Source organism: Klebsiella sp. MPUS7, from assembly GCF_009905335.1.
Classification (GTDB): Bacteria; Pseudomonadota; Gammaproteobacteria; order Enterobacterales; family Enterobacteriaceae; genus Klebsiella; species Klebsiella grimontii.
In genome coordinates this window covers 3,358,275-3,379,444 of sequence record NZ_CP047604.1, presented here as the reverse complement: position 1 = coordinate 3,379,444, position 21,170 = coordinate 3,358,275, and the positions used below count along the sequence as shown (strand labels likewise).

Below are 21,170 nucleotides of genomic sequence, written 5' to 3'. Positions count from 1 at the left end.
TCTTCCTGGTAAGTTAAGAACAGGGGGGGGCATGGATGAAGATTATGATGAGCGGGAGGACAATGTTGCGAGTTTATAATTCAGTTTCTTATGGACAGTAAGGGGAGGGGTAATTTGTTATTGCAAAAAGATGAACTCGACGAGTTTAGTACACGTGCGGATGAATACATCATCACTGGTGATCACGTTTCATTATCTGCTTTAGTCGAAAGTTTTACAGAACGGGATTTTACCTTTACTCATCATTTATACGAGGCACATTATCTTTACTGCTTAGGAAATTGTTACTCTAAACTGTATGAAATACGTAAAACGGAGTGGTATTCAGATGATTTGATGAAATCTGTCCTATTCTATAGGAAAGCTTTATATGCACTACTTAAAGCAGATTGGAGAGAACACGAAAATAATATTTTTGCATATAACAATCTTAGATCTATGATTGAGACAAATTTAGCTAATCATCTTTCATCACAAGGCAGGACTCTATGTAGCATTCCACACTATGATAAAGCTATTTCTATTGATAATAATCTTGTTGCTATTATAGCAAAAGCCAATAATGAAATTTTTCTTGGACATTCACTTTATGATAACGGACATGCAGAATATCATTTTCTTGTAGCCTATAAACTTTTAAAAAAAGCAATTGAGAATATCAATCAACTATATCCTGAACAAAGAGGGCAGCTGGAAGAAGGCGGCGAATTATTCAATTTCATAAAATGGTTTGAGGATTCATTTGAATTATCGGATTTTGATTACTTTAAAGATTATACTGAAGTATACAAGTGTAAAAAACAGGGTGAGTATTTAGAGTGGTGTGCTGGTAAGCGGTTATTTCTCAATGATTTGAATGATTCTTGTGAATATCCGATCACTTATCAGGACGTTTTCGAATTACCCTCATTTGTTCAATCGCTAAATGCTTCTCTCACTATGAGTGAAGAATTATCTTATCATGGTAATTATGATGAGTTAAAAAATGATTACTGCTATGCCCGATACTTGTTTTTTTCTTCAAAAGATATACCAGACGATACTCCGCATATGTTTAACTCAACATATCAACATGTTGAAGATATGACTTACTCAATTAATAATTTAAAGGTTGCTCAGTATAAGTCAGCATTCAGAATAATATATTCACTGTTTGACAAAATGGCGTATTTAATTAGTAGGTTCTTTGATTTGAATGATCTGAAATATGATAAAAAAATTAGCATAGATAATTTGTTTCGTGACTTCACTGGTAATAATAAAAAATGGAAGCCACATAAAAAACTTAAGGATAGTGACAATCATTTCATTCATGCTTTATTCTATATATTAAAAGATATACGCAAGGTTGGTGACTCTGATTCAGTAACAAAGTGGTTAGATCCCGACGCAGTGGCGTTTGCAGACATTAGAAATGCTATGGAACACCGGTCATTAAAAATAGTTGATGATTTTGGCTATGAACTTGCAACATCGAATAATAATTACAATGATGAAGAATTTAGAAAAATGCAGGAAGAAGCTAGTGCACTTTCAGAAGAAATTAGAGAGGTTGAATTAAAAAATGATCTAGCCAAAAAAGAAAATGATTGTTATTCAACCAAACAACTTGAAGAGAAAATTAGTAATAAGAAATCAAGACTTGTAGAATTAAAATCTAAAATTTATGAAAAAGAAAAGCTATCTTCTCACTCTCTTTTAATACCAATAAGTCAATTTGAAAAAAGACTTATGCAACTCATTGGATTAGCGAGAAATTCAATTATCTATTTATCATTAGCTATCTATTTTGAAGAGCGCAGACGTCCAAGAAATGGTATTTACCTGCCAAGAGATGTACCATTAAAAAAGTTTTATGATTGATTCTCGACATTTATAATGTCAAGTTCGGCCCTCGTTTGTAGAGGGCTGCCAGATTTGATTATGTGATACCAATGAATACTGTCAGGTCAAGTCTGAGTCAATAGAATAAAGTTACATGATTTTAGATTTTTTCGGACAGCCGCTAAATATGCGGCTGTCTCGGGGGTATAATGAGCTTGTCTAATTCACTAATTATCTCAGGATATTTTTTTAAATGGTCATTTTCTGTTTTTTCTTCTGGCGTGTTTAGAGCTCCTCCTATTTTCTTTTTTGTGTTCTTTATCCTTTTGGGAATACTTAAACTTATTAAAGAGTTTGTTTTTGTTAAAGATTTCATATGGTGGAGAGATAGAGGGTACCTCGAATTTCACTCCTTCCAATTGAGCAAAGTGAATTTCGTCAAATATATCCGATTCATTTATATCTAGGGCTATTTTTGTATGTCTGTCATGGATTTTATCTGTAAAAAACAATGTACTATATTTAAGAAATGCTCCAGCAAATTCGAGTTCATCTGCTGATAAAATTCTCCCGTGAACTAATTGCCTTTCGCGAAGATAAGTTATGAAAAATGACCAGTCTTTTTCTACGTATTTAAGACAGCCTAATAAATACTTTAGGTCATTTATATTAATTACCAATGGGTATTTAGCCTCATCTTCTTTGTCTAGCAATAAAGTAAGATTTGTGGCTAGCGCTCCAAAATCATCTTTAGTTATGCAAATACTATAAATCTCGTCTATATCCCTTCCATCTATTTCTACAAGCAGTTCGCCTTTCTTTGTATATAATGGCGTGATATCTTTGCGCTCAAGTAATTTTTCAAGCTTCCGTGCTTGATCATACCCACTCTGGATACCAGATTTTTTCTTAAAATCATCGCTAATACGTTTAAATGCTCTTTCTGGATCCCTTAGTGGTTCTCTTCGTGGTGATGCTTTAGCTTCAACAATAATTGCCACTCTTTCATGTACGATTAGTAAATCATGCTCATGAGTTGATTTGTTATTTTCAAATACACTTTCAAATATTAAAGAATTTTTGGGGAGGAACTCCCTGAATATTTCTGCAGAGTCTTTTTCTAAAAGCATGTCTCTATGCTTTCTGAATTTTTCTGCAATTGAAGTTTGTTTTAATAAATTCTCGAAATTAGTTTGTATAGCTAAATATAAAAAATTAATTGAGCATAGATAAAATGATTCATTATCTTCAGTAAGGATTGGGCTGGATAAAACTGGATTTTCATCAGTAATATAATGAATCTCTTCAGATTCGCCTTTTTTTATAACAAATAAATTCTTAAAGGATTGAATCACATCAGGTGTAAATTTTTCCTCTAATAAATCGAATTTGAAGCAAGAAATATAATTCATTTTTTCAAATGCTTCGGCCATAATAGCTTTAAATTTATTAATTACCTCTGCATCTATGGAACTATGCTCTATGTTTGGGGTGCTGAGGGTTTTAACTTGTAACTCTTCGGCTTCTTTGATTAAGTTTGATATTTTATTAATATTCTTTTGAAGCAAATCACCTATTGCATCTGCGATTTCTACAGCTTCCTCAATATTTAATCCGGTAATGTCTTTAAGTTCTGTGTTGAATTTTTCAAATGACCTCAAGTTTTCTAAACGAATTTGTGCGGTCGCTATTTTTGGAGATTCAAAAAAATAACTTAAGAAACTGAGTGCTGAGATATCTCTATTTTTCAACCATTCTAATTCGCCTACCATTTCTTTTGTGGTTGGCAAGTATGCATTTAGATATTTTCCGAAGATTTCATTTAATAGTGAGTTTATTTTTTTCATGCAATCATCACTGCAGTTTTTATCTTCTTTCGTTTGTTTGTGAGATGCTAAAATCCCTAAAAGATATAATGTTTGTCTTGATGGTGAGTGTAACTCTACTGTTTTGTTAAAACGGCCAAATCTAATTAACAACATAAATAAAATGTTGCATATATTTCGGAGTTTCAATCCGTTAGTGGTTTTCTTTAACTGTTGAATTTTTGTATCTAAAGATAAAAAATTGGATTTAGTCATTGATTGATGTTCCTTTTATTGTTCTGGTGAATGACTGTGGAAAATGCAAGATTATGAACAAAAATGCACGATTTCATCAAGATAGCATAACTTAATGCAGAGGCGGCAGTGTAATGGTTCTGATATGTTTGACGATTGCACAAAAATACATGTCATTCGTTCGTGCAGGTGACGGGGGGCAAGCCCCCGCAAGCGGGTCAGGATAGGGAAGGCGGCAGAATACGCAATTTCACGGGTTCTGCGTCACGGTGAGCGGTGATTTTAGGTAGAGGCATGCCTCGCGCAGGCAAGAAGCAGCGATGCGCAGAGGGGCGCTGATGCGGGATTCTTTAAGCAGAAAAGATGAGGCCAGCGAAAACGCTGGCCTGTTATAAATGGCTGATGTTGTTTAAAGAAACTGAATTTTCTGGCGGTTACTTCTCAGGGGTAAGCAACGCGTAAGGGTTAAAGCGGATCACTTCTTCTCCGATCCACTCATTGACAACCTTCAGCGCTTCCATGACGGGCGTCAGTTCATTGATGGCGTAGACCCGCGCAGCCTTCTCGATATCCCCGAAAGATCCGTTTCCCTCCGGCATGGCGCCCATCAGCTGCGGCGGGATACGGTGCGCCGCGAGTATGTCGTCACGTGTGGCGTTCTTAATGTTGATAAACTCATCTTTCGCCGTGATCTGCTGAAACGGTAGGATCTGGACACCATCCTTGCCGCCGCCTGGTGCATGCAGTAGCAGGTTTTTAAATGCACCTTTACCGCGCGCACCGGTCAACGTCTCTTTGACTGCCTTCATGCTTTTATCGTCAACCTGTCCAGCTCCAATATAGACAATACATCCAGCATGCGATCCGTTGTCGTAGTAAAGCTTACGGAACATGTCAGCGGAATGGGCCAGGCTGGCGGCCAGCAGTGCCGCCATATATTCCGGCATACCGTAGACCTCCTGATTAATATCAGGATTCAGAACGTGACAAACCGTTCCTGATTTGAACGTGTGCTCTTCTTTCCAGCGCCGGATGAACCAGTATTGATCGAGGTCCATACTCCCGCGCCGGGTATATTTCGCCAGTGAATGCCGGAAGGGAAGTGGCCCGCCCAGGCGATTGCGCGGGAGTTCAAGGTAGGCATTGCCAAACGTGAACCAGTCCAGCGCGAAGGCCGAGAAGGTCTGACGGTTGAGCAGCTTGTGCGGGATAAAACAGCCGGTGAGCACATTACGTTTGAAATACAACGCCGACTCATGCCAGGCGCTCTGGCGCGGGGCTTTAGCTAGTCCGTAAAAATCCACCGGCGTCTCATAGTATCGCCCGTTATCCATGCAATAGAGATTGTCCAGCAAATCGGCCATATCGCGTACGGGATAAGGGCCGTCAAAGCTGAACGCTGTCAACGCGGGATCGGCCTTCAGTGACTCCACAATGTCAGGGCCGGCGGTGCTGGCTATCGGCTTTTTACCGAATTTCTTTTTCAAAGTTACCATCCCATTGCGAAACCACCGCCGCCACTTTCCTGGCCCAGCGGTTCATTAATAATCGAAAGCATGGTTGCCCACGCCATATCACCATGGCTTACGCCGCGTGATCGGTCAGTTTCGTAAGTGATGAAGCCGCCGGGCGTAACGACTTTGCGAACAGCATTAAAGGCTCTGACCAGACCCTGCTCGCTGCGGTCATATTCCCAGCGGCCAGCGCGTATGACCTGCAACATTTTGAGGACAAGGGCGCGCTTGGAAGAGAGGCTCATCTGGTAGCAAATAGCCGCGGGGAACCAGTTTTTAACAATCTGCCAGACCGCTTCCCCGACACCTTGTCCATCGATGGCGATGTGAGTGACGTTGTAGCGCTCGGCTGCCTCTTTGATGACCGCCGCCTGCTGCTCAAACTCAAGCCCTCGCAGTTGCTTCAATTCAACCGTGCGAAACCGGCCGCCAGCCACAAGGGGAGGGACCGTCACGGACAGAGCACCGGCATCACCATTGCCGCTGCTGCCGTTGGCGTCGTAGCCCAGCCACACCTCACGTTGGCCCATAGGGCGACTGGCGAACGGTTTCCAGTCGGGCCAGTCGTCATACCCGTCAGCCCCGCACCCCAGTAACTGGCTAAGATTGAACGCGCTTTCGCCGTCTTTGACGAACTCGCACATGTACAGGTTTTCAAATTCATCGGGACTGTTTTCGTCCCTGATTTCATCAATGTCGGTGTAGTCCCAGCCGTTGTTGATAGCGTCCTGAATAGTGACGATCTGCCGCCACGTTTTGTCCGGGTAAAGCACGCCGCCATGCGTTTTCTTCCAGGACACATCGAAATCAACGCGCTGCGCTTTAGGCCGTTTCGCATTCCACCGATCCCCGGTCCAGAACTGATAGGCTTCATGGCTTTCGCTCGATGGCGTCGAGAAGTACGTGCGGGTTAAGCCTTTGAGCGTTGCCATGGCCCCGGCGACCTTGCGCAGGTTGATAAAGTTTCCTGTCCAGAAAAACTCATCAAATCGCAGGTGCCCGGTGTACGACTGCGCCGTCGCTGCCGACGTCCCGAGAAAATGCAGCTCAGCGCCGTTTGACAGCGTGATTTGCTCGCCGCCTTTGAGTTCGACGTCCACCTCTTCGGCTGCTTTACGGATGAAGTTTCGGAACTGAAGCGCCTGCTTGCGGGACGCCGACAGAAAAATTTGGTTGCGCTGGTAGTCGTGCTTAACGTCCGTTCTCAGTGCGCCCAGCAATGCCTCGCGGGCAAAGTACCAGGTAGCCCCAATCTGCCGCGATTTGAGGATCATCCGGTTACGCTGATCGCGCTGTTCGTACCAGCCGCGCTGGTGCCATGCGAGAGAGTCGAGAATTTTTGAGCGCAATGCCTCGATCTGCTCCTCGGAGAAGTGATTTTTCTTCTTGCGACGACTGGTTTTTTTAACGCCGGTGGTAGTGGAGGCCTGCCCGGTATCTAGCTTTTTCAACTGCCGGGTTAACAGATCAATCTCTTTGAAATCGCCACTGGTTTTATTGTCTTTCGCGCTCAGCTGGCAGAGACGGGTATCAATGGATTGCGTCACCCGTTTGATGGGCGTTGTGTCATCCCATGCGTCGCGCTTTTTCCACGAATAAACCGTGTTTGAGTTGATACCCATTAGTCGCGAAATTTCGGCGGGCGGGTAACCCTGCCAGTAGAGCTGCTTTGCCCTTAATCGAATAAATGCATCCTGAATCATCACTTCCCCCTTTTGAGCAGGGAGATTACCTGCGCGCGATCCCCGCGGCTCGGGCTTTCAGGTCTGACCGTTCTCCGACAACAAAACCCCGTGGCGCCGGGCTTTTAGGCTCTGCGATGATGCAGCGACTGACATAAATCAACAGGATAAAACGACATGGCCAGCACGACTAAACCCGCCCGCAAAAAGTTTCGCGTTGCGGTTTCCGGCGCCACCGTTGACGGGCGCGAGATCCAGCCGCAGCACCTCCGCGATGCAGCGGCGAGCTACAACCCGGACGTTTACGGTGCCCGCGTCAACGTGGAGCACTATCTCTCTATGCTCCCTGACAGCAATTTCGGTGCCATGGGGGATGTTGCTGCACTGAGCGCGGAGGATATCACCGAGGGGCCGCTGGCCGGTCGTACGGCGCTTTATGCCGAGATCGACGCGTCGGCACGAATGAAGCAGCTCACCGATGAAGGCAAAAAAATCTATTCCAGTATTGAGCTGCATCCGCAGTTTGCACTCAACGGCAAGGCGTATGTGGTCGGACTGGCGATGACGGACACACCGGCGAGCCTGGGAACTGAGCGCCTTAAATTCGCCGCCCAGCAGCGCGCGCAGGTGATGGCCTTCAATAACCAGCAGATTGAGGCGCCGCTGTTCTCAGATGCGCTTGAAGCTGAAGTGATCGAACTGGCAGCCCAGCGCGGCGAGGAGGGCGTTAACTGGTTCAACCGCGTGATGGGCATCCTTGGTAAAGGCCAGAAAACGGACGATCAGCGCTTCAGTCAGCTGCATCAGGTTGTTGAAGCCGTTGCTCAATCTCAGGCCGACCAGATCGACCGGTTCAGCGCGCTGGAGCAGGAACGCCAGCAGGACAAAACCACCATTCAGCAACTGACCAGCGAACTTAACGAGCTGCGCGGTCAGCTCCAGCTCCAGCCCGCAGAAAATTACAGCGCACGACCGGCGGCAACCGGCAACGGAAGCGCGCAGCTTGCAGACTTCTAAGAGGTAACCATGGAAAACCAGACCCGCGAACTATTTGATAATTACATTGTGCGACAGGCGCAGCTGAACGGCGTTTCACCTTCTGCTGTGACCAAACGTTTTAACGTCGATCCGACTATTCAGCAAAAACTGGAACAGGCCGCCATGGAGTCGGATGACTTCATGAAGCAGGTCAATCACTTCCCTGTGAAAGAGCAGGAAGGCCAGAAAATAAAGATCGGCAGTAAGGGGCCGATGGCAAGCACCAATAACAGCTCGGACGGTACCAACCGCCGCAACCCGGCACCGAACCATAACAAAGAGCCGCAGAACTACCACTGCCGCAAAACCAACTATGACTATGCGCTTTCGTATGCGGAGCTGGATGCGTGGGCCGGTCACCCTGAATTTCAGTCATTAATCAGTAATGCGATGGCTCGTCAGTTGGGGCTGGATCGCCAGATGATTGGCTTTAATGGCACGCATTACTCTGAAAACTCCGACCGCACGACCTACCCGTTATTGCAGGATTGCGGCGTTGGCTGGCTGCAAAAAATCCGCAATGAAGCGCCGCAGCGCATTATGCCGGGTATCACGCTGACCTCCCGTGATGAGAATAACGCGGTAATTGCGTCAGGCACCTACGGCAATATTGATGCCGCCGTGCTTGATGCGCGTCACAGCCTTATGGATCCCTGGTTCCGGCGCGCTCCCGGTCTGGTCACTGTGCTCTCTTCCGATCTGCTGCTGAAAGTGAACCTGCCGAAAGTGAACGCGCTCAGCCAGACCAATCCGAATACCGAACTGCTGGCCGCACAGCTCATTGTCAGCCAGGAAAAGATCGGCGGCCTGCCGACGGTCTTTGTCCCGGGTATTCCTGAAGATGTCGTGCTCATCACCAACCTGAAAAACCTCTCTGTGTACTACCAGAAAGGCTCCCTGCGTCGCTCTATCCGCGAAGAGCCGCATTACAACCGCGTGGCGACTTACCAGTCAAGCAATGACGACTATGTCATTGAAGAGTACGGCATGGTTGCCATGATCGACGGCGTGACATTCGCCTGATAATCCCCATCACATGGCGGGCAGCAAGCCCGCCCAGGAGAATTAACGCATGCTGACACCGGCACAAAGACACTTTCAGAAGGTCATGGCAGAGAGGCGAGGCTCCAGTGATGAGCGTGACGCGGAGACACGCACCGCGCATGAGCAGATCCTCTTTCGCCTGCATATGCATAAATCCTCGCTAAGCCAAATCCAGTCCCGCCAGGCGAAGGCCGCTGTAAAGGCCAGCATCCTTCCTGAGTTTCAGGGATGGATTGACGGAACGATCGAGGGCGACAGCGGGCGCGCCGATCCGGTTATCACCACGCTGATGGTGTGGGCGGTCGACTGCTCCGACTATGCGCTGGCGCTGCGTATCGGGCGCTATGTCGTCAAACATGGTCTGAGCATGCCGGATGACAACTATCACCGCCCGGCTCCCACGGTGCTGACCGAAGAAATCTGCAATCCCATTCTGAACCTCGCCACCACGGACGCCGGAGCCGATTTGTCAGGCTATATCTCCATGCTGGACGAGTTGGCCGAAATTGTGGCTGACAGTGATATGCCGGATGAGGTCCGCGCGAAGCTGTGCAAGGTGAGGGCGTTTTGTCGTCGCGACACGGAAGACGCGGAAACAAAAGGCGAAGCGCTGAAACTCTTCCGGGAAGCCATGAGCTTGAACCCGGGCGCAGGCGTGAAACGGGAGATCGCCTCTCTGGTCAGCGCGCTGAAGAAGGCGCCGCAGACCAGCACGGCGAGTGGTGATGCGGAAGATGAGCCTTCATCCAGCGATACAGCGGCAACCGAAACACCCGCAGCAGAAAAAACAACACGAACGCGCAAGCAGACGAAAACGGCGGCCGGCACCCAAAAAGCTACCCGCAAAACGGCGGCAAAAAAGACAACGAAAACCGCCGTCAAAGTAAACGCTTGAGCGTAATGAACTGGCCCCGCGCCACAGGCGGCGCGCCCGGCGATCTGCCCGTTATGCGGTCTTTTTACCGGGAGCCCACCGCCTGACCTACCGGAGAAACGACGATGAGTTTTATCGCGCAGCGCCCCGTCAGACCTGCTGAGAGTGATGTGACGGACGTGGACGACGGCGGCGCACAGATTGCCGTCGGTACTTTCTGGCCTACGGTAAAACTCCACGATCTGCGCCTCGCGGCCCGCATCGCTGGTGATATTACGACTTCCCGATTGATGCATATGGCTACGGAGGCCGCGCTGCACGTCGCGGATCAACTGAAGGACTGGCGGAAGCAAAGGGAGGCGGAAGGCGCGGAATCGCTGGCTTCTGTACTGCTGACTTCCGCCGGTGAACCCGTCGAGCTGATTAACGGCGAAAGCGCAAAAGTTTACCGCTTCCGGCGTGCGGTCTACTCCTTCACGCGCGCCAGCGTACTGGAAGGTTACAGGGACGTCGGCACCACGCCAAAGGGCGACAAGGACGCGGAGGCTCTGGACAGGCAAATAGACGACCTCTGGCGGGACGGGCGCTGGAGTATTTCAGATATCAGGGAAGAACCCCGTATTTACTCGGAGCTTTTCTGATGAAAGTCAGGGCGCTGCAAAACGACACGGTTGATCAGCTCTGCTGGCGTCATTACGGCAAAACCGCAGGTGTCACGGAGAAGGTGCTCGAAGCCAATCCTGGACTGAGCAACCAGATATTTTTGAATGCCGGGCAGGAGATCGAAATGCCCGTGATAACCAGCGAGGTGGAACGGGTAACCGTCCAGTTATGGGAATGACTCTGGATCGTATTAACGAATATTTTGCGTTTGCAACATCCGCCCTGGTGACCGGCGTGGGCGTCATGACCGTCAGTGAAAAGCTAGCGCTGGCTGGCCTTCTTCTGGGTATTGTTTCCGCCGTCCGGCTGGCGATCCACCGCCGCCGCATTGAGCAGGCCAGCCAGCGCCGTAACGACTTGATAGAGCAGATTCTCCGCCAGGCGGAAACCCGCAACCTGTCGGACCGCGAGCGGCAGCTGCTGGAGCAACTGCACGGGGATAACCCGACATGAAGAACATCATCAAAAAATGTTCGATCGCGGCGATTGTGGCCCTGGGCATTTCGCTGGCGCCCGGGAGCGTCAGAACGTCGAAAGAAGGGCAGCAGAAAATTGCCGGTTGGGAAGACTGCCGCAGCACGCCTTATTACTGCACGGCGGGGGTGTTGACGGTTGGCATCGGCTCCACGGGTGGCGTGGAAAACCGAGAATACAGCAACCAGGAAATAGCGCGGCGCTGGGTTAACGATCTGCAACGGGCAGAAAACTGCATCAACAACAATTTCCACGGCGCCGACATGCCGCAGCTCACCTTTGAGGCCATGACGGATGCCGCCCTGAATCTGGGCTGCACCGGGCTGATGTGGTTCACCGATAAAAACGGACGCAAGCAGAGGACCACGATCTGGAAGCATGCCCAGGCCAGACAATGGCCGCAGATGTGCAACAGGCTGACTGATTTTGTCAATGCGGGCGGTAAGCGCTCCCCCGGGCTGGTTAACCGGCGCAACGATTTTAAAGCCTGGTGTCTGCTGGGCCTGAGTACGCCGTCATGAGGGTGGGCAGTGTGATTGTGATGCTTGTCCTTCTGGCTGCTGTCTGGTGGCAGACCGACCAGCTGAGCGAGGCCCGGACCCGCAACAAGCTGCTGACCGAAACGGCGACCGGCTACGACCAAGTTATCCAGGAAGTGAAGGCGACCGCCATACAAACCCATAAGTTACTGGCAGAGGTAAAAGTCCGTGAGCAACAGCGTAATGCAGAAGGGGAGCGCCGACGTGAAGCCATGCAGGCCGCGATCAATGGTGATACGTGCGCTGCTGCTCCTGTGCCTGACGTTATCAGCCGCAGCCTGCAAAAACGCACCGCCCGCGACGGTCATTCAGCTGAACCGTGAACCCGTCCCGGAGAGCCTGACCGAAGAGACGCCGCGCCCGGCGCTGGATAAGCCAGTGACCTGGGGCGCGGTGGCGATATTCAGCGACAGGCTGATGGATGCACTTGATGCCTGCAATGCTGACAAAGCGGCGATCCGCCAGTGGGACAGCCTGCGCCAGAACACCCGAAAGGAGCCATAAATGCTGAAGATAAACACACTCCGCGCCGCCATTGAGAAAGCAAACACCTGGTGCCGGGCGAACCCGGAGGCCTGGACGGTGTTTGTTGAAGAGGGTGGCATTGAAACCACCGGTGAAACGCCGTCATTCATGTACCGCTATTCTCTGGTTCTGTTCGTCATGAACTACGCCGGGAGTATTGACGACTTCACGCTGCCGCTGATGGCCTGGCTCTGGTTTAATCAGCCCGATCTGCTGCTGAATCCCGATAAAAACCAGCAGATTAAATTCACCACGCTGATTAACAACGACGACACCGCCGATCTGATGTTTGAGCTGCCGGTGCGTCAGCGGGTAATGGTGCAGCTGGATGAAAACGGCGTGCCGTATGCCGAGCATTTGCCGGAGCCGCGCCCGCGCGTGCTGGTCCCTCACGCCTCTGGCTGGGGGCTGGTATTTGAAGGCATGCTTCAGGAGGCCGGAGCGTGAGCGATCGCATGTTCAGCGAGCTGGATCAGGTCTTTCAGGACATTCTCGACGGCGTCAGCCCGGCGGGGCGCACCCGTACCGCGCGCAAAATTGGCCTGGCAGTGCGCCGCAGTCAGCAGCGCCGCATCGCGTCACAGAAAAACCCGGACGGCAGCGGCTATGCCGTGCGCCGCCGCAAGGTTTACCGCACCCAGCAGGGGATCAAGTTCGTCTGGAATAACGAGGTGCGGGCGCTGAAAAACTGGCGCGGCGGGCGCGGGAAATACGGCCGGACAATCATGGGCTTTGACGAGAAGCGCCGGGATATCCGCACATTTTACCGGGCCGATATCGAACGCTATCTGGAAATCAAAACGCAATCCGCGACGCAGACGGAGACAAAAAAAGCGCCGATGTTTATCCGCCTGCGCACCCTGCGTTTTATGAAGGTCAGACCGGACGCGGGGGGCGTCTCCGTGGGGTTTGATGGTATCGCCGCGCGCATTGCCCGTATTCACCAGTACGGCCTCCAGGATGAAGTTGGCCCGGGCGCCTACGCACAGTACCCGGCGCGTGAACTGCTGGGCATGACCCCGGGAGACCTTATCGCGACGGAAAACGCCGTTATCAGCAGTCTGGGCGGTGCGTCATGAATGCCGAGCTGATGCGCCTGCTGGAAAACATTCTGCGCCAGGGCGTCGTGGAGCAAATCAGCGCCGACAAGCAAGCGGTGCGCGTTCGCTCCGGCAGGCTGCTGACCACTTGGATCCGCTGGAACGTGACCCGCGCCGGGGCGTTCAGCATCTGGCTGCCACCCTCCATAGGGGAGCAGGTCTGGATCGGTTGCCCGGGCGGCAACCCTGAAAACGCGTTTGTGATTGGTTCAGCATACAGCGCAGATAACCCGCCAACGGGCAGCAGCCTGCTGGAAATCAGCATCACCGCACCGGATGGCGCGCGCCTGCATTACGACGCTGCCGACGATGCCGGAGCGCTGTCCGTGACCGGCATTAAAACCGCGCATATCCAGGCAGAAACCCGCGTCACGTTGGACGCACCCGAGGTGGAATGCACAGAAAAACTTAAAGCGCGCACTTTCGAACTGACCCACGGCGGTACGATGGCCGGTGATGTGATCCACTCCGGCGGCGTGTTGCAGTCAAACGGGATCACCGTGCACGAACATAAACACGGTGGCGTGCAGTCTGGCGGGAGTACCACGGGAGGCCCGCAATGACAGCCAGTTATACCGGGATGAACCCGGAAGGCACCGGCGCATTGACCGATCACGATCAGCTCTGGCAGTCCGTGACAAAAATCCTCACCACGCCAACCGGCTCGCGTGTGATGCGCCGGGACTTTGGCAGCGCGATCCCTGATTTGCTCGATGCGCCGCAGAACGCCGTCACCCGCATGCAGCTGATGGGCGCCGCCGCTATCGCGCTGGCGCAGTGGGAGCCGCGGATCAGCCTGACTACCGTCAACGTGGTGTTTTCAGAAACAGGCGCAGTGACCGCCGAGCTGAGCGGCACCATCACGGAAACCATGACAGAAACCAGCAACACAATCAGGTTAAGGAGCTAGTGTGCAAACGTCCGTCGATTTATCTCAGATCCCGCAGCCTGATATCGTCGAGGTGCCCGATTTTGAAACGGTGCTGACTGATATCCGGGCGCTTATCGTAGCGGCCATGCCTGTGGAACTCCAGGCTTCTGTGTCTGCTGCGTTGTTACTGGAATCTGAACCGATGGCCGCGCTGGCTCAGGCATTCACCTATCGCGAGATCCATCTGCTGCAACGCATCAATGAAGCCGTGCGCGCGGTGCTGCTTTCCAGCGCCTTGGGGGCGGATCTCGATCAGGTCTCGGGAAATTTTGACACTGAACGCCTGCTGATTACCGAAGCCACCGACGAGGCGGACGCCGTATACGAAAGCGATGAAGAGCTGCGCGCCCGCACGCTGCTCTCATGGGCGCGCCTGAGCACGGCAGGTGCCCGTAATGCCTATCACTATTTTGCACTGGGAGCTGATGCGGATGTGCTCGACGTGCGCGCCTATGGCCCGGAGACGCATGATCAGGAGGGCCGCGTTTTCCTCTACGTTCTGTCACGTACCGGAGATGGGACCGCCCCGCAGGCGCTGCTCGATAAAGTCCTAGCGGCGGTAAACCCGGAAGACGTGCGCCCGATTACGGATTATGTGGCTGATTATGTCCGTTCCGCTGTGATTGTGAATTATCAGGTGGTTGCTGACATTTACGTCCCTTACGGCGTGGACACTGCCACGGTGCTGGAAAAAGCCACTGCCGCACTGAATGAATACACCGCCTCTGTGCATCTTATCAACGCCACCGCTGCACGGTCGGGCATCGACGGGGCGCTGCATCAGGACGGCGTTGTCACTGTCGATTTGCATTCACCGGCCGCCGACGTCGTTGCGACGATGGGCGAAGCGCCTCATTGCACCTCTGTGAAAATCAATCTTGTGGTGATGGACTATGACCGCTAATTATCCCGCCAGCATTCTGCCGCCCAACGCTACCGCCGTGGAGCGGGCCATTGACAGGGCCAGCGCCGCCGCACTGGCGCGCATACCTGTGTATCTTATCCGTTGGGTTAAAGATCCCGACAGCTGCCCGCTGGCGCTCCTGCCGTGGCTGGCGTGGGAATATCAGGTTGATACCTGGAATATTAACTGGTCAGAGCAAAAGAAACGCGATGCGATCAAGCGCGCCCACTACATCCACCGGCATCGCGGGACGGTCGCCGCCGTCCGTCATGCCCTGGTGGACAGTCCTTTTGGGACGGATATTGTTGAATGGTTCAATCAGAACCCGAAAGGGGATCCATATACCTTTCGCCTGAACGTGTATCAGAACGATTTGCCGGTGACGGAATTCGACCAGCAGGATCTGAAACTTGCGGTACTGCGCGCCAGGAACCTGCGCAGCTGGTTTTCCGTTCATGTATTTGGCCGACTTCAGGGAACCTCATATGCGGCCGGTTACATGTACGCCACGGAGAAAATCACGCCGCGCTTTGTCCCGTTGCAGGTGGTTTTATCCCGCTACGAGCTGAATCTGGCCCCTGGTGACGCGGAAACGGTCACGGTGACCATCCTCCCTGAATACGCGGAAGATAAAACCTTTACGGTAACAACGTCGGATAAAACAATTGCGACCGCCAGAATAGTCAACGGCGCTATTCTGGTTACGGGCGTGAAGCGGGGCACCTGTTCGGTCACCGTCACGACGACTAACGGCGTCAGCGCGGTGATCAGTGTGAAAGTGGTCGCGGTGATGAAGTTCATCACCCGCATCGACAATGCGAGCCGTCCGTTGTTCTACGTGCGCATGGATGAGGATTTCACAATTGATTACGGCGACGGGACAGACAGCCGGGAATACACCTTCGACCACGCGAGTGCAACCTGGGGATGGGTGATCCCCACGCGCTCACTGGAGGAGGGCCAGGAATACACCATAACGGTTAAAAACACTGAAAGCGCCAGTTTCCAGCGCACGTCGGGTAACGTTTCAGTGACGTTGAACCCTGTGCAGGAAATCATTCTTTTGACGGGAGACAGGGACAATCTTGTTTCTTTCGCGAGTGGCTCAACTGGCCTTCACAAGGTCCATGCAGGGGCTTTTGACGATCTGCCAAATATCCAGAAATGTACCTCCATTTTCCGGGGCTGCTCGTCGCTGACTGAACTACCAGAGGGGTTATTTGCGCGGTTTACTGATGCCACAGATTTCTCCGCGGCGTTTTATGGCTGCACGGCACTGGCTGCTGTTCCTGATGGGCTGTTTAGCGAATTATCTCAGGTGACGCTATTCACCTCGGTGTTTGAGAACTGCACGCGCCTGCTGAGTGCTGGCAAAAACACATTCCGGGGCTGTGCTGCTGCGACGCATTTCACCAGTGCGTTTTCGGGATGTGCGTCCCTTATCGATACCGGGACGGACATTTTTGACGGGTGTGTCAGTGGAAATAACTTCGGTTATACCTTCGATGGATGCCGCGCGCTGACAACATTGTCAGCAGATTTATTCAGCGATGTGCCTGGTGGCGTCTTTACAGCGATTTTCAGGAGCTGCACGGCGCTGACGCAGCTACCGCCGCGCCTGTTCCGCAACTGCCTGGAAGCTACGCATTTCGGCGGGGCATTCAGTGGATGCACGCAACTGCTTTCTGTGCCTGATGAATTCTTTAAGGATTTACCCCTGGTTAACCATTTTGGAACCGTTTTTTCCGGCTGTTCTTCACTGGTAAAAGCGGGAAAAGCTGTGTTTTCTGGCTGTGCGCTTGCGCAAACATTTTCCTCCGCTTTTTACTATTGCCGTGTACTGGAAGAAGTGGGCGATGATATTTTTGAGGGGTGTGTCAGTGCAACTACCTTTGCCAGCGTCTTCAATAGTTGCACAGTATTAATGGCGCTACCGTCGTTTGTTGACTGTAACAAGGCAACGAGCTTTGACCGGGCTTTCTATGCCTGTTCTTCTCTGACAGCCGTCAGAGCAGAGGCGTTTGCAGGTAAATCACTGGTCACGACGTTCTATTATGCATTCACCCAATGTACATCTTTGAAAAGCATTGGGGCCGGGGCGTTCCGTGGCTGTGGCTCACTGACTAACCTGACTTATACATTTATGGGCTGCACGGCGCTGGTATCGCTGGCCGGGGATATGTTTGCAGGATGCAGCAAAGTGACGAATGTCACCGGTCTGTTTAACCAGTGCTCAGGCCTTGCCGTACTGCCTGAAAAACTGTTCAGCGATCTGACCTCTCTGACGGCAATGGGTAGCACCTTCCAGGACTGCACCGCGCTGGCCGCGCTGCCGTCCGATCTGTTTGCGGGTTGTGTCAACCTGACTTCCATGACGCTGACCTTCTCCGGCTGTACTGCGCTGGCGGTATTGCCTGCTGATTTACTGAAACATAACACCCTGCTGATCAGTGCCGGTTCTACGTTCTACGGCTGCGCGGCACTGGTGAACATTCCGCCGTCGCTGTTTGCATCGAGCCCGCTTATCACCGCATTCGGCGCAACGTTCCAGAATACCGGCGTGGTGGAAATACCGGAAAATCTGTTCAGTGGTAACCCGCTGGTGACGGCCTACGGCCAGACCTTCAGAGGATGTAAAAACCTGCGTTCAGTGCCTGCCGGTCTTTTTGTCGCCAGTATCAACGCCACGACTTTTACCAATGTGTTTGCCGAGTGCGTCGCACTGGAAGAGGTCGGGGCCGGTCTGCTGAATACCGTACCCGCGACGACAATCGGCTATCTGTTTGACGGCTGCGTGCAGCTGAGAACCAACGTCAGCACGATATTCAACCTCAGCAGTTATTCGACCATTGTCACCACGACGGCCACATTCAGAGGATGCTCTGCCCTCACGGGTAAGGGCCTGGTATTTATGGGCAAAGTGCCAAACGTCACTGCGCATTATTACGCGTTCTATAGCTGTACCAGCCTGGACGATTTCGCAGATTTACCCGGTAACTGGATAACGAATAAATTATGAAAACATTCAATCAAATTAAAAGCCTGATCGGATTTTGCCAGACCGATGAGTTTTTCTTGGAATACCTGCAAATGCTCCAGGCTGCTGGAGTTATTCATCCCGTTGAAAGCGATATTGATGCCGACAGCAAAACTGTCAGTGAAGATTTTTATGATCGTCTTGCTAGCGTGTATGGCATTGAAGCAGAGGAAACACTATGGCAACAGGACTGACACTAACCACGGCAGGCGCCGCCGAAATTGAAGCTGCATATCAGGCGGGAGAAGTCGTGGATATTACCGCCGTGCTGATCGGTGATGGTGGCGGCGTGACTTTACCAAACGATCCCGACGACCTGGCGGCGGTGACGGCGCTTTTTGGTCAGTTTGGCCGTGAAACCTTTGATTCTGATTCAAGCTATGAGGGGTTTATCAGCGGTCAGATTGTTATCAACTGCCGGGATTATCCGGGTAAGACGCTCAGAGAGGCGGGGCTGGTCAGTGCTAAGGGAACGCTCATTGCTTACGGCGCTTATCCGGCGACATACCTCCCGGCGCAATCGGATTCAATCATCAAAGAGATCATTTTGACGCTGGTGCTGACACTGACGCACAGCTCAAGTGTGCAGCTCATTATCGATCCGGCGCTTGCCACACTCACGCAGGAAACGGGTGATAAACGCTATCTGCGGCGAGCAAAAAATCTTTATGATTTAAACGATACCGAAGAGGCCCGGGATAATCTTGAACTGGGTAACTCAGCCACGCGGGACGTGGGCACCGAGGCGGGAACGGTAGCTGCGGGGGATGACTCACGCATTACCGGCGCACTGCAAAAAGAGAGTAACCTATCTGATTTAACCGACGTTGAAAATGCGCGCGAGAATCTGGGGATGAACTGTGACGGTGAGGGGTTTAAGGATATCGTCGATGCCATTCTTTATCCTGGAATCATTATCCCTGGTGAAAAAAGCCCGGCTGAGCGCTTCCCGTGGCAGACGTGGGAGAGTTTAAGCGATACCTTTGCCGACAGGGTAGTGCGCATTGGTTCCGGGCACGGTGCGACAGGTGGCAGCAATAAGGTAAATATTGCAGCCAGCAACCTCCCGCCACACTGGCACAAATCGGGTGACAGATCACCCGGTGAGACCTGGGATCCGACCACGACACATGGCACGGACAACCAGAAGAGCGGGCCGCTCAATATGACAGCAGGAACCTATAGCGACGCGGCGGGCGAACGAGAAACCGCAAACGATGCGATCGATGTGACAAACGAATATGTCACCCTCTGCCTGTGGAAACGTATAGCATAAAAAGACACGGTCAAGAATGACCGTGTTTGCCGGTCTTGAGTATCGTCAAATGCATTAGCTCAAGCTTGACCTGACAGTTTTCATCTGTAACACATAATCAAATTTGAGAGTCAGCTTAGAGCGAGAAGCGGACCTTTTGCTTATATCAACGAATATAGTTTGCTGTCTCAATAAGGCGTGGCCATTTGCTTGCATAAACAAGAATTGAACATGAAGAAAGTTTATTGTTACAATATAACAATTAATTTTAAGTTGGGTGTTAAGCCGTGAGTGAGCAAGTAAAGATTATTATTCCTCCGCAGCAAGGGCGCGGGTTCTGGGTCAAAAAAGGTCAAACGTTCCGTGTTATAGACACTGAAGGTCAGCAAGTAGCGGATTTATGGGCTATAGCTACTGACAGCAATGAAAACGATTGGCTCAGCACATCGCAAACACGTGATATTACCGAGCGGTTATTTCCCTCCGTTGGTGAGTCATTTTACAGTGAAAAAGCTATACCGTTCCTCACCTTAGTGCAGGATAACTCACCCAGCCCACATGACATGCTTTTCCCTGCGTGTAACCCAGGATTGTACGAGCGGGCTGGCCTGCCTAATCATCCTAATTGTCGCGACAATCTACTCTTTGAGATAAAGAAGGCCGACATAGCGCTTCCCGTTGTTCCTGATCCGGTCAATTTCTTCCAGCGTTCAGAACCTCAGTCGGACGGCAGACTTGAGGTGTTGGCGTCGGATAACCCTCCCGGCGGTAATGTCTTACTACGCGCAGAGACAAATCTCTATGTGGTCGTTACTGCCTGCTCTGTTGACTTCCATCCGACGAATGGGGGGCGTTGTACTGGCATTGAGATTACTGTTGGTTAATCATCTTTGTGGTTCCATTACAGTGCTGACAAACTCACTACTATACAGACGAAAATATCCGCTCCTGGCACAGGGCGGACATTCTGCCTGCTCTTCAGGTCCGCTGTGAGCGAAAAAAACATGAACACTTTGTATATCGTACTCGTCGAACTCACTTCAACAGCAGGCGTAATCCCAAAAGAGCCATAACACCTCCGCTTAGTTTATCTATAAACTTACGGTATTTAATGTAGGCCTGACGCGGCCCGTCAGTCGATAATAAGCATGCAACGACTGCATACCAGATCACATCAATAACGAATGCCATTATGGGCAGAATGATATACATAACAGGCTGAATATTTTTGCTAAGCACTGCGGAAAAAATACTGGCAAATACCAGCGCAGTATGGGGATTGCTGATTTGAGTAAAAACGCCAGTCATAAAGGCTTTTGAGAAGCTTACGTCCTCCGTACCGGAAGAATCATTAAAACGATTTGAAGGACGACGAAACATTTTTAATGCCAGCCACAAAAGATAGCAACCGCCTGCAATCTTAAGTCCTGTGTAAAGTGATGGGACCAGCGTCAGAAGGGTGTGAAGACCTGCTAATGCTATTACAGCAAAAACAGCTGCACCAAAACCCATGCCTGCAGCAACAGATAAAGCTGCGCGTCTCGAACTCGACATGGCCATTCGGGCGACGAGAAGAAAGCTAACTCCCGGGCTCATTGCGCCAAACAGGATAGCTACGCCAATAGCAGAAACCGCGATCAAATCACTTGCCATTCATCTTCTCCATCATTATTCAGTGTCAGACAGCGCCCTAATTGCGCGAACCG

General features: G+C 51.0%; 22 protein-coding genes. 18 read left to right on the top strand and 4 right to left on the bottom strand.

Translation table 11 applies throughout. The features are described 5' to 3' along the window. Positions 1–120: 120 nt before the first annotated feature. The gene (locus GUC22_RS15765) at positions 121–1,863 is read left to right on the top strand and encodes an LA2681 family HEPN domain-containing protein (RefSeq protein ID WP_227673659.1); all 1,743 of its coding nucleotides are present in this window, start codon (positions 121–123) and stop codon (positions 1,861–1,863) included. A 218-nt stretch (positions 1,864–2,081) separates the two neighbouring features. Here the strand turns inward: GUC22_RS15765 and GUC22_RS15760 are convergent, their stop codons facing one another. The 3 genes from GUC22_RS15760 to GUC22_RS15750 all read right to left on the bottom strand — a co-directional run bounded on the left by GUC22_RS15760 (position 2,082) and on the right by GUC22_RS15750 (position 7,101). Continuing rightward, positions 2,082–3,905 (bottom strand): hypothetical protein, encoded by a 1,824-nt coding sequence (locus tag GUC22_RS15760; protein WP_160183634.1) that lies wholly within the window; start codon positions 3,903–3,905, stop codon positions 2,082–2,084. A 413-nt stretch (positions 3,906–4,318) separates the two neighbouring features. Beyond that, complete coding sequence (locus GUC22_RS15755) at positions 4,319–5,380, bottom strand: phage portal protein (RefSeq protein ID WP_004131546.1); 1,062 nt, start codon at positions 5,378–5,380, stop codon at positions 4,319–4,321. After that, a complete protein-coding gene (locus tag GUC22_RS15750) occupies positions 5,374–7,101 on the bottom strand; it encodes a terminase large subunit domain-containing protein (protein WP_115656064.1) in 1,728 nt (575 codons plus the stop codon). Before GUC22_RS15750 ends, GUC22_RS15755 begins: the two co-directional genes overlap by 7 nt. 156 nt (positions 7,102–7,257) lie before the next feature. On the opposite strand from GUC22_RS15750, the gene GUC22_RS15745 reads away from it, so the two are divergent. From GUC22_RS15745 to GUC22_RS15665, 17 genes are all read left to right on the top strand, one after another. Next, a complete protein-coding gene (locus GUC22_RS15745; RefSeq protein WP_032720051.1) occupies positions 7,258–8,097 on the top strand; it encodes a GPO family capsid scaffolding protein in 840 nt (279 codons plus the stop codon). Between the two features lie 9 nt (positions 8,098–8,106). Further along, positions 8,107–9,141: a phage major capsid protein, P2 family gene (locus GUC22_RS15740; protein WP_117258390.1), complete on the top strand. Its 1,035-nt coding sequence runs from the start codon at positions 8,107–8,109 to the stop codon at positions 9,139–9,141. A 49-nt stretch (positions 9,142–9,190) separates the two neighbouring features. Continuing rightward, positions 9,191–10,057, top strand: coding sequence for a phage terminase small subunit (gene gpM / locus GUC22_RS15735; RefSeq protein ID WP_160183633.1), 867 nt, complete (start codon positions 9,191–9,193; stop codon positions 10,055–10,057). Between the two features lie 104 nt (positions 10,058–10,161). After that, positions 10,162–10,677, top strand: coding sequence for a head completion/stabilization protein (locus GUC22_RS15730; protein ID WP_032708341.1), 516 nt, complete (start codon positions 10,162–10,164; stop codon positions 10,675–10,677). Continuing rightward, positions 10,677–10,877 carry a tail protein X gene (locus GUC22_RS15725; protein WP_004131559.1) on the top strand — a complete coding sequence of 67 codons (201 nt, stop codon included), beginning with the start codon at positions 10,677–10,679 and terminating at the stop codon, positions 10,875–10,877. The genes GUC22_RS15730 and GUC22_RS15725 overlap by 1 nt, the downstream gene beginning before the upstream one ends. Further along, positions 10,868–11,152 carry a hypothetical protein gene (locus GUC22_RS15720; protein ID WP_032432781.1) on the top strand — a complete coding sequence of 95 codons (285 nt, stop codon included), beginning with the start codon at positions 10,868–10,870 and terminating at the stop codon, positions 11,150–11,152. Before GUC22_RS15725 ends, GUC22_RS15720 begins: the two co-directional genes overlap by 10 nt. Then, positions 11,149–11,694 carry a lysozyme gene (locus tag GUC22_RS15715; RefSeq protein WP_160183632.1) on the top strand — a complete coding sequence of 182 codons (546 nt, stop codon included), beginning with the start codon at positions 11,149–11,151 and terminating at the stop codon, positions 11,692–11,694. Before GUC22_RS15720 ends, GUC22_RS15715 begins: the two co-directional genes overlap by 4 nt. 246 nt (positions 11,695–11,940) lie before the next feature. Beyond that, positions 11,941–12,216 (top strand): peptidase, encoded by a 276-nt coding sequence (locus tag GUC22_RS15710; RefSeq protein ID WP_160183631.1) that lies wholly within the window; start codon positions 11,941–11,943, stop codon positions 12,214–12,216. Further along, a complete protein-coding gene (locus tag GUC22_RS15705) occupies positions 12,217–12,684 on the top strand; it encodes a phage tail protein (protein WP_160183630.1) in 468 nt (155 codons plus the stop codon). After that, on the top strand, positions 12,681–13,316 hold the full coding sequence (locus tag GUC22_RS15700; protein ID WP_160183629.1) for a phage virion morphogenesis protein: 636 nt from the start codon (positions 12,681–12,683) through the stop codon (positions 13,314–13,316). Before GUC22_RS15705 ends, GUC22_RS15700 begins: the two co-directional genes overlap by 4 nt. Further along, positions 13,313–13,900: a phage baseplate assembly protein V gene (locus GUC22_RS15695; RefSeq protein ID WP_032437020.1), complete on the top strand. Its 588-nt coding sequence runs from the start codon at positions 13,313–13,315 to the stop codon at positions 13,898–13,900. The genes GUC22_RS15700 and GUC22_RS15695 overlap by 4 nt, the downstream gene beginning before the upstream one ends. After that, positions 13,897–14,247, top strand: coding sequence for a GPW/gp25 family protein (locus tag GUC22_RS15690; protein ID WP_024359484.1), 351 nt, complete (start codon positions 13,897–13,899; stop codon positions 14,245–14,247). Before GUC22_RS15695 ends, GUC22_RS15690 begins: the two co-directional genes overlap by 4 nt. 1 nt (position 14,248) lies before the next feature. After that, positions 14,249–15,172: a baseplate J/gp47 family protein gene (locus GUC22_RS15685; RefSeq protein ID WP_064392356.1), complete on the top strand. Its 924-nt coding sequence runs from the start codon at positions 14,249–14,251 to the stop codon at positions 15,170–15,172. Next, positions 15,162–18,191 carry a phage tail protein I gene (locus GUC22_RS15680; protein WP_160183628.1) on the top strand — a complete coding sequence of 1,010 codons (3,030 nt, stop codon included), beginning with the start codon at positions 15,162–15,164 and terminating at the stop codon, positions 18,189–18,191. Before GUC22_RS15685 ends, GUC22_RS15680 begins: the two co-directional genes overlap by 11 nt. Then, the gene (locus tag GUC22_RS15675; protein ID WP_114261157.1) at positions 18,188–18,403 is read left to right on the top strand and encodes a hypothetical protein; all 216 of its coding nucleotides are present in this window, start codon (positions 18,188–18,190) and stop codon (positions 18,401–18,403) included. The genes GUC22_RS15680 and GUC22_RS15675 overlap by 4 nt, the downstream gene beginning before the upstream one ends. Next, positions 18,388–19,485 (top strand): phage tail protein, encoded by a 1,098-nt coding sequence (locus tag GUC22_RS15670; RefSeq protein ID WP_160183627.1) that lies wholly within the window; start codon positions 18,388–18,390, stop codon positions 19,483–19,485. Before GUC22_RS15675 ends, GUC22_RS15670 begins: the two co-directional genes overlap by 16 nt. 266 nt (positions 19,486–19,751) lie before the next feature. Next, positions 19,752–20,348 (top strand): DUF1989 domain-containing protein, encoded by a 597-nt coding sequence (locus tag GUC22_RS15665; protein WP_201746396.1) that lies wholly within the window; start codon positions 19,752–19,754, stop codon positions 20,346–20,348. 151 nt (positions 20,349–20,499) lie between these two features. On the opposite strand, the gene GUC22_RS15660 is transcribed toward GUC22_RS15665, so the two are convergent. Further along, positions 20,500–21,117, bottom strand: coding sequence for a LysE family translocator (locus tag GUC22_RS15660; protein ID WP_160183626.1), 618 nt, complete (start codon positions 21,115–21,117; stop codon positions 20,500–20,502). Between the last annotated feature and the right edge of the window lie 53 nt (positions 21,118–21,170).

Coding starts and splice junctions, on each gene's coding strand:
- GUC22_RS15715 (WP_160183632.1), top strand. CDS start 11,149: ATGAAGAACATCATCAAAAAATGTTCGATCGCGGCGATTGTGGCCCTG.
- GUC22_RS15720 (WP_032432781.1), top strand. CDS start 10,868: ATGGGAATGACTCTGGATCGTATTAACGAATATTTTGCGTTTGCAACA.
- GUC22_RS15690 (WP_024359484.1), top strand. CDS start 13,897: ATGACAGCCAGTTATACCGGGATGAACCCGGAAGGCACCGGCGCATTG.
- GUC22_RS15750 (WP_115656064.1), bottom strand. CDS start 7,101: ATGATTCAGGATGCATTTATTCGATTAAGGGCAAAGCAGCTCTACTGG.
- GUC22_RS15740 (WP_117258390.1), top strand. CDS start 8,107: ATGGAAAACCAGACCCGCGAACTATTTGATAATTACATTGTGCGACAG.
- GUC22_RS15695 (WP_032437020.1), top strand. CDS start 13,313: ATGAATGCCGAGCTGATGCGCCTGCTGGAAAACATTCTGCGCCAGGGC.
- GUC22_RS15660 (WP_160183626.1), bottom strand. CDS start 21,117: ATGGCAAGTGATTTGATCGCGGTTTCTGCTATTGGCGTAGCTATCCTG.
- gpM (WP_160183633.1), top strand. CDS start 9,191: ATGCTGACACCGGCACAAAGACACTTTCAGAAGGTCATGGCAGAGAGG.
- GUC22_RS15725 (WP_004131559.1), top strand. CDS start 10,677: ATGAAAGTCAGGGCGCTGCAAAACGACACGGTTGATCAGCTCTGCTGG.
- GUC22_RS15675 (WP_114261157.1), top strand. CDS start 18,188: ATGAAAACATTCAATCAAATTAAAAGCCTGATCGGATTTTGCCAGACC.
- GUC22_RS15670 (WP_160183627.1), top strand. CDS start 18,388: ATGGCAACAGGACTGACACTAACCACGGCAGGCGCCGCCGAAATTGAA.
- GUC22_RS15705 (WP_160183630.1), top strand. CDS start 12,217: ATGCTGAAGATAAACACACTCCGCGCCGCCATTGAGAAAGCAAACACC.
- GUC22_RS15745 (WP_032720051.1), top strand. CDS start 7,258: ATGGCCAGCACGACTAAACCCGCCCGCAAAAAGTTTCGCGTTGCGGTT.
- GUC22_RS15760 (WP_160183634.1), bottom strand. CDS start 3,905: ATGACTAAATCCAATTTTTTATCTTTAGATACAAAAATTCAACAGTTA.
- GUC22_RS15730 (WP_032708341.1), top strand. CDS start 10,162: ATGAGTTTTATCGCGCAGCGCCCCGTCAGACCTGCTGAGAGTGATGTG.
- GUC22_RS15680 (WP_160183628.1), top strand. CDS start 15,162: ATGACCGCTAATTATCCCGCCAGCATTCTGCCGCCCAACGCTACCGCC.
- GUC22_RS15755 (WP_004131546.1), bottom strand. CDS start 5,380: ATGGTAACTTTGAAAAAGAAATTCGGTAAAAAGCCGATAGCCAGCACC.
- GUC22_RS15710 (WP_160183631.1), top strand. CDS start 11,941: ATGGTGATACGTGCGCTGCTGCTCCTGTGCCTGACGTTATCAGCCGCA.